We start from the raw sequence: 14,343 nt of genomic DNA on the forward strand, positions 1-14,343 counted from the left end.
GGCGAAAAGCGTATCGGGATCAAACCCATTCCCTGAGGCGTGAAATCCGACGGCACATCAATTTTCTATCATATGTCGTTTGCAATTTCAGGTGATGAAACAAATAATTATCGCTCTGTTGGCGGTATTTTTTTCATTTTAAAGGGGATCTTATGAAGTATCCTGTCGCTTTGACATGCGGCGCGCTGTGGTTAGCCAGCGTATCTTCTCTGGCCTGGGCGGCTGACGTACCGCCGGGCACGGTACTGGCGGAAAAACAGCTGTTAGTGCGCCATATCAAAGATGAACCCGCCTCGTTAGATCCCGCCAAAGCGGTGGGCCTGCCGGAAATCCAGGTGATCCGCGATCTGTTTGAAGGTTTAGTCAATCAGGATGCGAAAGGCAACCTGGTTCCAGGCGTAGCGACCCGCTGGCAGAGCAACGATAACCGCGTCTGGACCTTTACCCTGCGTGATAACGCCCGCTGGTCCGACGGCACGCCGGTTACTGCCGAAGATTTCGTCTATAGCTGGCAGCGTCTGGTGGATCCGAAAACCACTTCGCCGTTCGCCTGGTTCGCGGCGCTGGCGGGGATCGCTAACGCGCAGAACATTATTGACGGCAAAGCCGCGCCGGAGACCCTGGGAGTCACCGCCGTCGACGCCCACACCCTGCGGGTGCAGCTGGATAAACCACTGCCGTGGTTCAGCAACCTGACCGCCAGCTTTGCCTTCTATCCGGTGCAAAAGGCGAATGTCGACAGCGGGGCGAACTGGACGCGGCCCGGCAGCCTGGTGGGCAACGGCGCCTATGTTCTGAAAGACCGTGTGGTCAATGAGAAGCTGGTGGTGGTGCCGAACACGCACTACTGGGATAACGCCAAAACGGTGATCCAGCAGGTCACCTTTGTGCCGATTAACCAGGAGTCCGCCGCCACCAAGCGCTATCTTGCAGGGGATATCGATATCACCGAGTCTTTCCCGAAAAATATGTACCAGAAACTGCTGAAGGATATTCCGGGGCAGGTGTATACCCCGCCGCAGCTGGGTACCTACTATTACGCTTTCAATACCCAAAAGGGGCCGACGGCGGATGAGCGGGTACGCCTGGCGCTGAGCATGACCATCGATCGCCGGGTGATGGCGGAGAAAGTACTGGGGACCGGGGAAAAACCGGCCTGGCGCTTCACGCCGGACGTGACGGCGGGCTTCACCCCCCAGCCGTCACAGTTTGAGAGCATGAGTCAGGCTGAGCTTAATGCCCAGGCGAAAGCCCTGCTGGCTGCCGCGGGCTATGGCCCGAATCGTCCGCTGAAGCTGACGCTGCTGTATAACACCTCTGAGAACCACCAGAAGATTGCCATCGCGGTGGCGTCGATGTGGAAGAAAAACCTCGGCGTGGAAGTGAAGCTGCAGAACCAGGAGTGGAAAACCTATATCGACAGCCGTAACACCGGCAATTTCGACGTGATCCGCGCTTCGTGGGTGGGGGACTACAACGAGCCGTCCACCTTCCTGTCGCTGCTGACCTCCACCCACAGCGGAAATATTTCGCGCTTTAACGATCCGGCGTACGACAAAATCCTCGCCCAGGCGGCGGTAGAGAATTCGGCCAAAGCGCGTAACGACGATTACAACGCGGCGGAAAAGATCATTATGGTCAAAGCGCCGATCGCGCCGATCTACCAGTACACTAACGGCCGGTTGATTAAGCCGTGGCTGAAAGGCTACCCGATCACCAACCCGGAAGATGTGGCCTACAGCCGTACCATGTATATCGTGAAGCACTAACCGGTACTGGTTGCCTGATGATGCCAGGCAACCATCGCTGATCCCCGAGCTGGCGCGTCTTGCCGCGCCAGTTTTTCCTTCTGTAGGGCGTCGCGCAGCGGTATTCGCCTGCTGTGTCGGTGGGTGGCGGGCAGCGGAAGCATATAGAGCGATGAACGTTCGGCGGCGGTACACAGACTAAAGCCCGTCTGGCGCATTGCGGCGCCAACCGTATCGGGAAGGTTAATTTCGACGGGCTGTAGCAGCAGGCTCATCCGGCCGGTTTCGGTTTGAGTTCTACTAGAGTGTAGCGCTGCTGGCGCTCGGTAAATTGCGGCGTAAAGGGGGCTACACCGGTATTGGCGGAAACAGGCAACGGTTTCTGACGTAGAGCGCAGTGGCTAATAAACAGGGCGAAAACATACAGTAAACACAGAGCGTCATTCTTCATGGCGAGGCGTCCGGCAGAAAATGGAGTTCATCCTGCAAGTAGCGTGACTCTCGGACGGCCGATCTTGCTTGGTGTTCCGGCAATTTTTTTCTCATTACTGTTTTGTAATTATTATTTTTTATGCATGTCAAGGCTACGAGAAAATACTGTTAAAAAAATAAATCGAGCTCTTTTAATTCTGTGTTCAATCATATTGTTTCTTTCGAAGATGTTAACGAATGGTTTTGTCAATGAAGTCTTTGATATTAGTGTTGCTAAAATTGCTTATGTTGGGTGGACTTTTTCAATCTTATTTTCTATCCCATTTTTTGTGATTGCTTCCTATTTTAGTTGTATGGCTATAGGGGCGGTAACTGATTCATCGCGGGTTAAAAGAATTAAAATACCTTCGATGGTGTATACTTCAATTCTTTGTCTGTCAGGTGTTTTTTTTAATTATCGGTTATACTTCCTATTTCATTAGCTCTGGTGGATTGTTTAATGCTGTGGCGAAAGAAGTTTACCGTTATGATACCAAAAGCTCTTTTCAATGTAATGATAAATACTGGATTATTCCTGACTTAGGTAGAGAAGCCAGATATCTGATGGACACACCAAATAATTATAGAGCGATATATATTGAAAACAATTCTGTTCATGTGACTGCTGTGGTGTGTAAGAAAGATGTTAGTTATACCCGTTATCCTATTGAAAGTGCAGAAGATATATTAAAAAATCCCGCTTCCAAAGGAGCCTGACTGTCACCACTTATTGGACGTTGAATCTGGATATGCCGTCGATGCTGGAGCTTCCGGCGACGTGTCTTCAGCCTGTTCAGATGATTTGGACTTCGCCTGATAACCCTCCTCGCCATCGATTTTAATCCAGTGGATAAAGATAGCCAGGCCTTCAGGCTTACATCCTGCTTCCTGGCATATTTCCATTTGGTATGGGTATAAATATCGGTCCACAAATCGCCGAGACTAAAGCCAATCAGCACTTTTTTCTCGGCGTCCACGGCATCATTGTAGTGGCGGATCAGATGTTACGCCTCATCGCCTGAAACCCGAATATCAAAATAGCGATATTCCGGTTTGGTGGTAGGACCGTTCAGTGCCGCGATGGCGCACGCAAGGAAGCTGTCGCCTTTTTTAGGGTGCACGTCGCGGATGCGGCGGAGATAGTCCAGACCGTTAATTTGCAGGGTAAAGTACGGCGCAGGGGGCGTTGAGGTTGTCATGGCTGACCCCCTGAAGTTGATAAAAAAGGGATCAGTGTCGAAGGAGCTGTTACTGGCATTGAAACCATCCGCATGAGGACATTGACTCGTTGTGCGAGAAAGCTGTCCTGGATATAGCCCGGCGATCCGCAGAATGCGAACCGGCCGTGATGCCAGGGACGCTGACGCCAGCGCGGCGGAAAATAGCGTCATGTGGCAACGATGCGCAGCGGCGTAGGAGAGGGAGGAGCATGCGTCAGGCTCCCGGCCATGTACGTTGAGCGCAAACAGCGAACATGATGGTTCCCTGATAGTTGTCCTCTGAATAGTTTATCCCGCTACAGCGATAAATGTGATTGCTCCATCGCGACGCTGGCGTAAAGTGTATTCAGTGATGCATTTTTTTTTCGTTGCAGGGATATCAGGTGTATATATTTATCTTACATTATTTATCAAAGTAATCATTGGTGGGTGATATAGGTCCCGGTATTTAATATTCATGATGCTTTATCTTTTGAATTGAATTGTTGACTTGGTGAATAAATTAAATTCTTAACCTGTTAAGTTGATCGGTAATCTACTTTTGTTTTATCATCATTCCGTTTTATTCCCGCTAATATTCAATGATCCTTCCTCAAGGAAAGGAACTGCTATGGCTGATACGTTCCAGAACGAAGTGCCCAAAGCGCGTATTAATCTCAAATTATCACTTCATACCGGCGGAGCGCAAAAGAAGGTTGAACTACCACTCAAGCTGCTTACCATCGGCGATTTTAGTCATGGGAAGGAGAACCGGCCTTTATCGGAAAGAGAAAAAATCCACGTCAATAAAAATAGTTTTAACAGCGTACTTTCGGAATTTAGCCCGGAAGTAAACCTCTCGGTGCCGAATACGCTGGCCGGCAATGGTGAAGAGGAGAACGTCAGACTGCGTTTTACCGATATCAAAGATTTTGAACCGGAGCAGATTGCCCGGCAATTTCCGCAGCTCCGCGCCATGCTGGCGACGCGTAACTTATTACGCGATCGCAAATCCAATCTGCTCGATAACGCCACTTTCAGAAAAGAGCTCGAGACAATCCTGAAAGATCCGGCGCTGTCCCAGGAATTACGCGGCGAAATGAGTGCGCTTGCCCCGAAATAACCGGGGGCGCGTCTGTTAATGGATTAACCGGGAAAATGCTAATGTCTGTTACCACAGAAAACAGCCCTGTCCAGGGGCAAACCACGCTACAGGAAAACACGGCGGGAGAGGCATGGTACTAGTGAGCGGCGAAGATATGCAGCTATCAGCCAGTGATAATATGACGCTGACGGCGGGTAAACAGCTAGATGTCGGTGTGCAGAAGGACTTTACGCTGGCGGCCGGTAAACAACTCAGCCTGTACAGCCGTGAAGGGGCAAAACCGTTCAGCTCGCAAAACGATATTGATATTCAGGCTCAGAGTGAAAATATCACCACTTGGTCGACACAGGACACGCATATTTCGAGTGGCAAGAAACTGGTCGTTACGGCACAGGATGAACTGACGCTGGTCTGTGGAGGCTGCTATATCAAAATCAAAGGCGGGAATGTTGAGATTGGTGGACCGGGTAAACTGCTGTTTAAGAATACGGGCATCAGGAAAGCGGGCACTGGCAATATGCAGGGGGGGATGAAGTCGTTTGAGCCTTCAACATTTGATGAGAAATTTATAATCAGAAATGCGCTAACAAAAGAACCCATGCCTGGCAGGGCATACAAAATCACTATGCCAGATGGTTCTGTTATTTCCGGTGTGATAGATGATTCTGGAGCGACGTCACTCAATTCATCTGATGTTATCGACAATATGATTATCAGCTTGGTTAAGGCGAATTAAGATGAGATGGAATCAGTCAGACAGAAAAGTGCTTACAATTATAGCCATTGTCGGTGTGCTCCTCTATGTCATTTATAAAGGCCTGCAGTTCCTGGCAGGGGCCAGTATGGGGGCCAGTTTTGGAGTGGGCCTGGGAGGAATGAGTGGCTCTCAAAAGGTTGAAGTGTCGCGGAAAGTTGAAACGGATGCTCCGCCACAAATTATTTATCGCATAGATAAAAATCGATACTTGACGCTGGAAAACTACATATCCTGTGATAAGGGTGGACAGGTATATTACAATGACTCTCAGCGGGGAATAAAAACACACCTGGGATGGGATATCGAATTTTATGATATTTCCTATCGCCGGGGAAATAATTTAGTAGCTTATAAAGGCTCTGTTATTAATGGGGCAGATAATGGTTATCTGGCACTCCCCGGCGCATCTACCAGACAATATTGTGGTAGTGGAAGGTCAGAGCGAGGTTGTCCTTTGTTTTTCTTCCTTTCGGCAGATCATGGAAAAACCTTTATCTATAAAATTATAGCTGAGGAGTACAGTACCCCTGAACGGTTCAGTAAGCTTAAAGTGGTAGTGGCTAATGATGGGGTTTATTTAAAAGATGAGTCTCAAACAGAGAGTGTATTTTCTCACCCTATAGGTCTTCGCGATCTTCATTCAGTGAATAAATTAAGATTTTCAGACGGAAAATTAATCAGTGTTTATGATGATTGGCAGAAAAAAGTTCATGAGTTAGTGAGAAAAGAACTGATAAGAAAAAAAATGCCTTATGCAAATGATTATGGACCCACATTTCATATATTCGACTATATCAGAAAATTAACACCTCCTAAAACTCATGAGGATAGTAATTTGATGGCAAATGAGTTGTCAGATATTCGAATCAGGATTGAGGATGAGGTTTATAGTCACAGGATTGATTTTCCGAAACTTTCAACGAAAAGTATTGATGCTAAATATCTATGTAATAAAAGCATTGAAGCTAAAATCATCACATATACCAATGAGTCAAATGGGAAAAAGGAGGTGGTAAAAAATGAACAGTGATTCTGAACCCATCCGGGAACTTGAATGTAAATTTGATGATAATTGGCATCCGTCCTGGTACTCATTTCCATCTCATAAAAATTGCCAGATCAGAGGCGATTGTGATTTACCACCACATTTTCCTGGTATTATTATACTTGTACACGCTGTAAACTCGACAGGAGAGTGGTTTTCAATTGCGGAGAATAAACTTTGCGAAGGCCTGAATAAGAGGCTTGGATTAAACGGGGTAGATTATAAACTGGAGCCCAAAAAATATCTTTCTGACGATAAAATAAATTCTGAACCTCTAGTGTTCCGAGATTTACCTGAAGTTGATAAAATAAGTCTCCAGTTATTCGTTTTTACTGGGGGTATTCCTCACCTAAATAAAGGATTAACAAATGGGGAAGTTTGTCGTCGTTTTAGGGGACGTGACTTCGCACGGTGGCAAAGTCACATCAGCCTCATCCAGCTTCGATATATTCGGTAATAATGCCGCACTTTTGATGATACCGTAAGTTGCCCGAAACACGGTATGAATAAAATTATTGAATGCGATGTTTCTGCGTATGAAGAAAACGGGCGTGGGATTGTATTGCATGGCTGTAAGACACAGTGTGGTGCGAGTGTCATCGCAAGCATGCCGGATATGGAGGTTGGCTGATGGGATGGTCTCTGCCGGAAGTGCCTGAAAAAGATCAGGCACCATCCTGGTCACCGTGGATCTGTCTGTTGATTATTATTCTCGGACTTTTCACTGGGCTGCTTAATGCGGTGCTGAAATCACTAACGACAGGGTTACTTTCATTGAGCAGTGGGGCTTGGTTACCACTGACGATCAAGACCTTTGCGGGAATTTCGGCAGCCATCGCGGTCTATACTTTCAGCCAGGAAATGCTAGCAATTCGTGTCTGGAACTGGAATGAGTGGTGCAGGAACATGCGTCTGAAGTGGCGTTTACGTGCACAACAGCATCTTGTCATTCTCAGCCATGTTTTCATCACTGCCGATACGGGATTGTTAGGTCGGCTTGCAAATACGCAGGAAGGGGAACAGACCTGGAACGCGACGGCACGGAATTTATCCCTGAAGGACGCGGGCTGATACGTCATCTTAAACAGCAGCATTATCCTGCTGCTCAGGCTTGCCTTTACTATCCGGTTTACCCCTGTTTTTCTTTACGAGCAGCGTGACGCTCTGTCTGTAGACTTCGGCTGATATCCTGCCCCCTGTGCCTCTGTCCGCGCCGGCAGCCGGTTCGATAAAAAACAGGGGGTCAAAAGCCGCTGTACGTCACTGGCGGACGCACAAAGATCCTCCTGAAGCAGCAGGGGACAGCATGTATTAGCCGGCTGAAGGCGAGACCAGCGCTTATGCCAACGACGCTGTTGGCAATGCTGCAGGATAAATATCCCGGTCAGTCCCCCAACAGTCTCCGCTGGATAATGCAACGGCGGGGCCGCGAACGGACGTTGCAGTACGGTGCAGAGCAGGAGTTTATGTTCCGCCAGCGGCATCAGCCTGGCCTGTGTGGCCTGGGTCGGAAATGAGTGAAAATGCTGAGCACAGCGCCAGTCACCGGCCACTACCGGTTGCCTGCTGCCTGCAGGCAACCTCAGCTACATTCGCAATGTATCAATGACCGCTCTCAGCGCGGGTGACACATTGCGGTGCGGGTAATAGAGAAATGAACCTTCCAGACGCTGGCTATAACGCTGGAGCACCCGGATAAGTGTGCCCTGGGCTAGATCGTCGGTAATCAGCTCTTCCGGGACATAGGCCAGCCCCAGACCGAGCCTCGCCGCTTTGGCCTCCATATAGCTATCGGCGAAAGCCCACTGTCCCTGAGGTGGGTGGGTGATTTTTTTGCCATCCACATTAAGTTCCCAGGCGTAAAGGCTGCCGTCGCCGAACTGATAAGCGATGCAGGGGTGGGCGACTAAATCGGCGGGCGTTTGTGGAAAGCCGTAGCGTCGAAAATGTTCCGGGGTACCCACCACCGCCATCTCCATATCGGGCGAAATGCGTACCGCAATCATGCCGCTTCCGACTTCCGGGCCCAGACGTACGCCCGCATCAAATCGCTGCGCAATAATATCGACAAACCGGCTTTCGCTGATCAGTTCCAGTCTGATATCGGGATAGCGTTGTTTAAATACTGCCAGCTTCGGCAGCAGGACTTTATCAATGGCATGCTGGCTGGCATTGATGCGTACCGTACCGGAGGGCGTTTGACGATAGTGGGCCAGCGTGGCGAGTCCCATATCTAAGGCGTCGAAACCGGATTCGACATTGTGATAGAGCTGCTCACCCGCCTGAGTGAGCGACAATCGGCGGGTGGTGCGCACCAGAAGCTGAACGCCCAGCCGCTCTTCAAGTTCACGAACCGCACGGCTTACACCGGACTGCGCCAGGCCAAGTCGTTGCGCTGCGGCGGTAAAACTGCCTTCCCGCACCACCTGCATAAACAGATAGAGGTCATTATAGTTTTCCCGTTTCGCCATTCTCCCGCCTCGTCATCCGCATGCCATTTAGAACAATATGGTATTAATCTTAGCATTTTTCTCCCCCTAATAAGAACCATTACTGCTGGCTACACTAAGCGCACGACAATAAAGCAAAGCTGCATTGTCTACTGGAGACTTGCATTGATCACGTTTATTTAGGGGAATTTTGATGACGGTTTTCACCAAAAAACTGACAGCCGCGATACCCGCCATGCTGCTTTGCGCCTCATTAACTGGAGTCACAACGATGAGCTCTGCTGAGACAACTAACCCGAATGCGCCTGTTTCACTGATTGAACAATGGGATAAAACGTTTGCTGAGAGCTTGAAAGTGGATCACCGTAGGGTGACCTTCCAGAACCGCTACGGGATAACCTTAGTTGGCGATCTCTACCTGCCGAAGGATCGCGGTGAACGCAAACTGGCAGCTATTGCCGTGAGCGGTCCCTTCGGCGCGGTAAAAGAGCAGTCCAGCGGCCTGTATGCCCAGACGCTGGCCGAACAGGGGTTTGTCACCCTGGCGTTTGACCCATCCTATACGGGCGAAAGCGGTGGCTACCCACGCAACGTAGCCTCACCGGATATCAATACCGAGGATTTCAGTGCCGCGGTGGACTTTCTGGGCCTGCAAAAAGAGGTGGATCGCAACCGTATCGGTTTGCTCGGCATTTGCGGCTGGGGCGGTATGGCCCTGAACGACGCGGCGATGGACACCCGCGTCAAAGCGGTGGCGACCAGCGTCATGTATGACATGAGCCGCGCGATGGGGCATGGGGTAGGCGATGGCAAAGACCGCTACACGACAGCCGACCGCCGAGCGGTACTGCAGTACTTGAACGCGCAGCGCTGGAAGGATGCGGCAAACGGCACTTCCGCCCCCGGTGGGCATGACATATATGTTGATGATAAAGGCAACATCAGCGCTGCCGATCGTATTTTGCCGGAAACCTTGCCCGCCAACCCCAACCCGGTCCTGAAAGAGTTCTTCGATTATTACCGTATGCCGCGTGGTTTCCATCCGCGTTCGGTTAATTCAACCGGGGCCTGGAATGCGACGATGCCGCTGTCGTTTATGAATATGCCGCTGCTGAGTTACGCCAGCGAAGTGACTATTCCGACGCTTATCGTGACCGGCGAAAAAGCCCATTCACGCTATTTTGCCGAAGATGCCTTTAAGGCCATCGGCAGTAAAGAGAAAGCGCTGGTGATTGTCCCAGGCGCAAACCACGTCGATCTCTATGACAACGTCGCGGGCAAAATTCCCTTTGCGACGTTCGCGCAATTTTTTAAAACCAACCTGAAATAGATCTCCTGTGCCGGAGACATCCCCAAAGCCGCCACGCGCCTGCGGGCGGCTTTGTCTTGTCGGAGAGAAATAATGTCTGCATTAGGTCACACCCGGGCACACTGGAGCGGCGTCCTGGCGATGACGCTCTGCGTATTTGTGCTCATTGCCTCAGAATTTATGCCGGTCAGTCTGTTGACACCCATCGCGGGTGATTTACACATTACCGAGGGATTAGCCGGTCAGGGCATTGCGCTTTCTGGCGCGCTGGCGGTACTGACCAGCCTGACGATATCCCGTCTTACCGGATCGCTGGACCGTAAATGGCTGCTGCTGGGGCTCACGGCGTTGATGGCAGCCTCTGGGCTGATTATTGCCCTGGCGTCCAGTTTCCCGGTTTATATGCTGGGCAGAGCGCTCATTGGGATCGTCATCGGCGGCTTCTGGTCGATGTCGGCGGCAACGGCCATTCGGCTGGTGCCGCAACGCCAGGTCCCCCGCGCACTGGCCATCTTTAACGGCGGCAACGCGCTGGCCACCGTTGTGGCAGCGCCGCTGGGCAGCTACCTGGGGGCCACCGTCGGCTGGCGCGGCGCCTTTTTATGTCTTGTCCCGCTGGCGGTGCTGGCCTTCGTCTGGCAATGCATTAGCCTGCCGTCGATGAAAAGTCCGCGCGCACCACAGCGGCAGGGATCGGTGCTGCGTCTGTTCCGTCTTTCTACGCTATCCCTGGGATTGCTGGCCTGCGGACTGTTCTTTATGGGACAGTTTACCTTATTTACCTATGTGCGACCGTTTCTGGAGACGGTGACCCAGGTCAGTCCTTCTGGTCTGTCCCTGATATTGCTGACAATGGGTATCGCCGGTTTTATCGGCACGCTGCTTATTACGACCGTTCTGAATGCCCGATTTTATCCGACGCTGGTGGCTATCCCGTTGTTAATGGCCGCAATTGCCGGAACGCTTCTGCTGGCCGGACACCACACGGGATCGGTCGCCGTACTGTTAAGCCTGTGGGGCCTGCTGGCGACGGCGGCGCCCACCGGCTGGTGGACATGGATTGCGCGGACGCTGCCCGAGGATGCGGAGACGGGCGGCGGGCTGATGGTCGCCGTGATCCAGCTATCGATAGCCCTCGGGTCAACGGTAGGCGGCCTGGTGTTTGATAGTCTGGGATGGCACAGCACTTTTGCACTGAGCGGTCTGTTACTGCTGGGCGCGGCAGGGGTGACTTTTCTGCTCTCTGTCAAAATCAGATCATCTCAGCGCACTGCGATTAATGAATTGAATGCATAAGTCAAATCAGGAATGACAGGCTAATCGTGACCGCGTTCCTGTCTTACCATGGTGTTTTAACAAGAGGGGAGCTTCACCGTGGAATATTCAGTATTAAGTAACGCTCGCAAAATGCCGATGCTGGGTTTCGGCGTTTTCAAGGTGACCGATAAAGCGGAGTGTAAGCAGGCGGTGTTGAACGCCATTCGCACCGGTTATCGCCTCATCGATACCGCTGCCGTCTACGATAATGAAGATGCGGTGGGTGAGGCCGTGCGCGAAGCCATCGCCGAAGGTCTGTGTACCCGCGAGGCGCTGTTTATTACCTCCAAACTGTGGGTCCAGGACATGGCCAACACCGGGATGGCGAAAGCCGGGATTGCCGCGTCATTAAAAAAATCGGGCCTGGAATACTTTGATCTTTATTTGCTACATCAGGCGATGGGCGATTATTTCAGCGCCTGGCGTGCGCTGGAAGAGGCCTATGAGGCCGGTACCCTGAAAGCGATCGGCGTCTCCAATTTTTACCCCCATGTGTTAGCTAACTTCTGCGAAACTGTCAGAATTAAACCAATGGTGAACCAGGTTGAACTGCATCCTTATTTCGCGCAGCCCGCGGCGCTGGAAGCCATGAAGCATTATCACGTTCAGCCTGAAGCGTGGGCGCCGTTAGGCGGTGGCAGACATAATCCGTATCAAGATGCATTGCTTCGGGGGATCGCCGATGCGCACCAGAAAACCATTGCGCAGGTTGTTCTGCGCTGGAACGTGCAGCGTGGCGTCACGGTGATCCCTAAATCCACCCGCCAGGAGCGCATTGAAGAAAATTTTGCTATCTGGGATTTCGTATTAACAGACAACGAAATGGCGCAAATCAGCGCCCTGGATTTAGGCTATGTTGGCGAAGCGGTAAAACACTTCAACCCTGAGTTCGTTCGCGGATGTCTGGGGGTGAAAATCCACGACTGACCGCGGCACCGATTGGCTCCATCTTCATCTCCCCGCCTGCGCCGCGGCGACGGGCTCGGTATGCTGGTTAGCACCCACGTGTTTGCCGCGACGGTTGTCAATGCGGTAGACGATCGTCACGGGCAGCTGACTGGTGACAGTTGATCCTCTGGCCGGTGACATGTCGGTTGGATGCTTCCGTCGCAGTGGCCTTTAAAGCGGCAGTCTCCCGGGAAATTTTCGCTGCCAATGACCGCGTGACGCTGCGCTTTATCGATGCGGGAGAGATCTTTCCTGCCGAACGCCTGGCGCTGGCGCGTAACGATGAGCACTTTGATGTCGATCCGTTAGCGGAAGGCGGCAGGGGCTTGCGGCTTATTCTGCGTGCGGTGGACTATTTTAATGTGGAAACTGGCGCCGGGGAGAACGTGACTACCCTGATAGAAGCGTTGCCTGATACCCGCCTAAGCCATGCCACCGACGATCGCTGCGGGTGAGGGAACAGATGTTGCCCCCGGGCGAATCACCGGGTAAATTTCCTCACCCGCGTTCACCGGCTTCATCATCTTATTGCTGTGCCTGGGCAGCGGAGTGCACGCCCAGGTGATGAGGACGGATGGTATCTAATGTCATCATGGCTGATTTGCAGAAAATGCATTTCGCACCAAAAGGGTTTTTTTCAGTGACGTCAAACTGGGACGTTCTGTACTGGGAGCCATGGCAGCATGGGCATCTAAAATGGATATGTTCGATCATAATGTAAACCTTGTATGGGTGATGTTCTGTTGAAAAGACAATGGTCGTTTCAGGAAAATTAACGCGGCTGATTTTAGTTGGTGGTAAGCCGGGTTTTGGGTCAGATGGCGGACATTTTAAGGAGCCGACAAGGATCTGACAGGGCCTGTTTACAGAAAAAGCAAACTACTAACGGGACTGCTCAAAGGAAGGTGGTATCAGGGATAACGCCTGGAGATGAGAACACGTACTCAGATAATAACTTTTTGTCTGGTAAATCGACTCAACGATTAACGCACGTGCCGTGAATAATAGCAAACGTTATTTTAGCCTTCCGGATGCCTGCTGCGCCAGGGGAGGCTTCATCAGCGCCGTCACCCAGTCGATAAATACCTGTACCCGGGCAGAGAGCTGCCGATTACTGGGATAGAGCAGGGAGAGCGGCAGCGGCGCAGGACGAAAATCGGCCAGCACTTCAGTTAACGCGCCCGACGCCAGATCGGCCTCAAGGCGGGGCAAGGGCGCCTGATACAGGCCAAAGCCAAGCCTTGCCGCTTCGGCGCCGACGTCGGCATCGGAAGTCAGCAGCCGACAGGGCAAACTGACCTCGCTCTGACGGCCATCCTGGGTAAAGCTCAGCGGCAAGGTACGTTGCGTGCGCGATGAAACAAACCCGATCATCACGTGCCCCGTCAGTCCTTCAATCGTATGCGGGGTGCCGTACCGGGCGAGATAGGTCGGGCTGGCGCAGGTGATCTCCTGCAACCCGGCGAGCGGCCGGCAGATCATCTCGCTGTCGGGGAGATGGCCGCCGCGAATGACGCAGTCGACTCCCTCGCGAACCAGATCGACGTCACGCTCGCTTTCGCCGATCTGCAGCGTAATGTCCGGGTAGCGGGCGAGAAACTGCGGCAGCGCGGGCAGCAGCAGGGTCCGCGCCAGGTTGCCCGCCACGTCTACCCGAATGGTGCCGGAGATGCTCCCCCCGGCGCTGCGGTTGGCCTCCTCAAGGGCCGCCAGAATGGACACGCAGCGCTGATAATACAGCGAGCCTTCTGCCGTCGGCCGTACGTGCCGGGTGGTACGATGTAGCAGCCGCGCCCCGAGACTGACCTCCAACGCTTTAATAGCCGCGGTCGCTACTGGCCGGGAAACCCCCAGATCCGCGGCGGCGGCACTGAATGAGCCCCGTTCGACGATGCGCACAAACAAGGTCAGAGTATCCAGTTTATCCATGACATTGTTCCAGCTGGCAAAACTATCCTGTCGCCCAACGCGGTCTTATCGTCGGCATTCAGGGG

Annotated in this window: 15 protein-coding genes and 6 pseudogenes; 15 read left to right on the top strand and 6 right to left on the bottom strand. The window is 52.1% G+C overall.

Annotated elements, in window-relative coordinates; all coding sequences use genetic code 11:
• Window positions 1-39 precede the first annotated feature (39 nt).
• Together KHQ23_RS00515 and KHQ23_RS00520 are read left to right on the top strand one after the other, a co-directional pair.
• The gene (locus KHQ23_RS00515; RefSeq protein WP_004148146.1) at window positions 40-156 is read left to right on the top strand and encodes a hypothetical protein; all 117 of its coding nucleotides are present in this window, start codon (window positions 40-42) and stop codon (window positions 154-156) included.
• Entirely contained in the window at window positions 153-1,769 is a 1,617-nt protein-coding gene (locus KHQ23_RS00520; protein ID WP_004176446.1) for an ABC transporter substrate-binding protein, read from the top strand. The genes KHQ23_RS00515 and KHQ23_RS00520 overlap by 4 nt, the downstream gene beginning before the upstream one ends.
• Here KHQ23_RS00520 and KHQ23_RS00525 read toward each other — a convergent pair.
• Both KHQ23_RS00525 and KHQ23_RS00530 read right to left on the bottom strand, forming a co-directional pair.
• Complete coding sequence (locus tag KHQ23_RS00525) at window positions 1,766-2,023, bottom strand: hypothetical protein (protein WP_032434388.1); 258 nt, start codon at window positions 2,021-2,023, stop codon at window positions 1,766-1,768. The two genes, KHQ23_RS00520 and KHQ23_RS00525, sit on opposite strands and share 4 nt — an antisense overlap.
• On the bottom strand, window positions 2,020-2,199 hold the full coding sequence (locus tag KHQ23_RS00530) for a hypothetical protein (RefSeq protein ID WP_014907748.1): 180 nt from the start codon (window positions 2,197-2,199) through the stop codon (window positions 2,020-2,022). The genes KHQ23_RS00525 and KHQ23_RS00530 overlap by 4 nt, the downstream gene beginning before the upstream one ends.
• A 485-nt stretch (window positions 2,200-2,684) precedes the next feature.
• On the opposite strand from KHQ23_RS00530, the gene KHQ23_RS00535 reads away from it, so the two are divergent.
• The gene (locus KHQ23_RS00535) at window positions 2,685-2,936 is read left to right on the top strand and encodes a hypothetical protein (protein WP_211776835.1); all 252 of its coding nucleotides are present in this window, start codon (window positions 2,685-2,687) and stop codon (window positions 2,934-2,936) included.
• Here the strand turns inward: KHQ23_RS00535 and KHQ23_RS00540 are convergent.
• Window positions 2,879-3,610 (bottom strand): annotated as a pseudogene (locus KHQ23_RS00540) (DUF3577 domain-containing protein). The gene KHQ23_RS00535 and the pseudogene KHQ23_RS00540 sit on opposite strands and share 58 nt — an antisense overlap.
• A gap of 439 nt (window positions 3,611-4,049) precedes the next feature.
• Here KHQ23_RS00540 and tssB point away from each other — a divergent pair.
• From tssB to KHQ23_RS00575, 8 genes and pseudogenes are all read left to right on the top strand, one after another.
• Window positions 4,050-4,541, top strand: coding sequence for a type VI secretion system contractile sheath small subunit (tssB, locus tag KHQ23_RS00545; protein WP_032434390.1), 492 nt, complete (start codon window positions 4,050-4,052; stop codon window positions 4,539-4,541).
• A 41-nt stretch (window positions 4,542-4,582) separates the two neighbouring features.
• Window positions 4,583-4,660 (top strand): annotated as a pseudogene (locus KHQ23_RS26590) (hypothetical protein); the annotation flags it as partial.
• Window positions 4,648-5,259 (top strand): annotated as a pseudogene (locus KHQ23_RS00550) (DUF2345 domain-containing protein); the annotation flags it as partial. The pseudogenes KHQ23_RS26590 and KHQ23_RS00550, both read left to right, overlap by 13 nt.
• Window position 5,260: 1 nt before the next feature.
• Complete coding sequence (locus KHQ23_RS00555) at window positions 5,261-6,310, top strand: hypothetical protein (RefSeq protein ID WP_211776834.1); 1,050 nt, start codon at window positions 5,261-5,263, stop codon at window positions 6,308-6,310.
• Window positions 6,300-6,782, top strand: coding sequence for a hypothetical protein (locus KHQ23_RS00560; RefSeq protein WP_225590673.1), 483 nt, complete (start codon window positions 6,300-6,302; stop codon window positions 6,780-6,782). The genes KHQ23_RS00555 and KHQ23_RS00560 overlap by 11 nt, the downstream gene beginning before the upstream one ends.
• Window positions 6,694-6,956 (top strand): annotated as a pseudogene (locus KHQ23_RS00565) (PAAR domain-containing protein). Before KHQ23_RS00560 ends, KHQ23_RS00565 begins: the two are co-directional and overlap by 89 nt.
• Window positions 6,956-7,396 carry a hypothetical protein gene (locus tag KHQ23_RS00570; protein ID WP_050484952.1) on the top strand — a complete coding sequence of 147 codons (441 nt, stop codon included), beginning with the start codon at window positions 6,956-6,958 and terminating at the stop codon, window positions 7,394-7,396. Before KHQ23_RS00565 ends, KHQ23_RS00570 begins: the two are co-directional and overlap by 1 nt.
• Before the next feature lie 132 nt (window positions 7,397-7,528).
• A pseudogene (locus KHQ23_RS00575) lies at window positions 7,529-7,830 on the top strand (IS21 family transposase); the annotation flags it as partial.
• Between the two features lie 81 nt (window positions 7,831-7,911).
• Here KHQ23_RS00575 and KHQ23_RS00580 read toward each other — a convergent pair.
• Complete coding sequence (locus KHQ23_RS00580) at window positions 7,912-8,796, bottom strand: LysR family transcriptional regulator (protein ID WP_004152138.1); 885 nt, start codon at window positions 8,794-8,796, stop codon at window positions 7,912-7,914.
• A gap of 172 nt (window positions 8,797-8,968) precedes the next feature.
• Here KHQ23_RS00580 and KHQ23_RS00585 point away from each other — a divergent pair, with 172 nt between their 5' ends.
• The 4 genes and pseudogenes from KHQ23_RS00585 to KHQ23_RS00600 all read left to right on the top strand — a co-directional run.
• Complete coding sequence (locus KHQ23_RS00585) at window positions 8,969-10,105, top strand: alpha/beta hydrolase (protein ID WP_047682064.1); 1,137 nt, start codon at window positions 8,969-8,971, stop codon at window positions 10,103-10,105.
• A gap of 72 nt (window positions 10,106-10,177) precedes the next feature.
• Window positions 10,178-11,380: an MFS transporter gene (locus tag KHQ23_RS00590; protein ID WP_050484953.1), complete on the top strand. Its 1,203-nt coding sequence runs from the start codon at window positions 10,178-10,180 to the stop codon at window positions 11,378-11,380.
• Window positions 11,381-11,458: 78 nt separating this feature from the next.
• Window positions 11,459-12,328 carry an aldo/keto reductase gene (locus KHQ23_RS00595; protein ID WP_004152141.1) on the top strand — a complete coding sequence of 290 codons (870 nt, stop codon included), beginning with the start codon at window positions 11,459-11,461 and terminating at the stop codon, window positions 12,326-12,328.
• A gap of 212 nt (window positions 12,329-12,540) precedes the next feature.
• Window positions 12,541-12,804, top strand: a pseudogene (locus KHQ23_RS00600) (ATP-binding protein); the annotation flags it as partial.
• A 70-nt stretch (window positions 12,805-12,874) separates the two neighbouring features.
• On the opposite strand, the gene KHQ23_RS00605 reads toward KHQ23_RS00600, so the two are convergent.
• Window positions 12,875-13,063: a hypothetical protein gene (locus KHQ23_RS00605; protein ID WP_004176439.1), complete on the bottom strand. Its 189-nt coding sequence runs from the start codon at window positions 13,061-13,063 to the stop codon at window positions 12,875-12,877.
• 300 nt (window positions 13,064-13,363) lie between these two features.
• A complete protein-coding gene (locus KHQ23_RS00610) occupies window positions 13,364-14,278 on the bottom strand; it encodes a LysR family transcriptional regulator (RefSeq protein WP_004176438.1) in 915 nt (304 codons plus the stop codon).
• Window positions 14,279-14,343 lie beyond the last annotated feature (65 nt).

Source organism: Klebsiella sp. 64 (genome assembly GCF_018223915.1).
In the GTDB taxonomy this organism is placed as follows: Bacteria; Pseudomonadota; Gammaproteobacteria; order Enterobacterales; family Enterobacteriaceae; genus Klebsiella; species Klebsiella pneumoniae.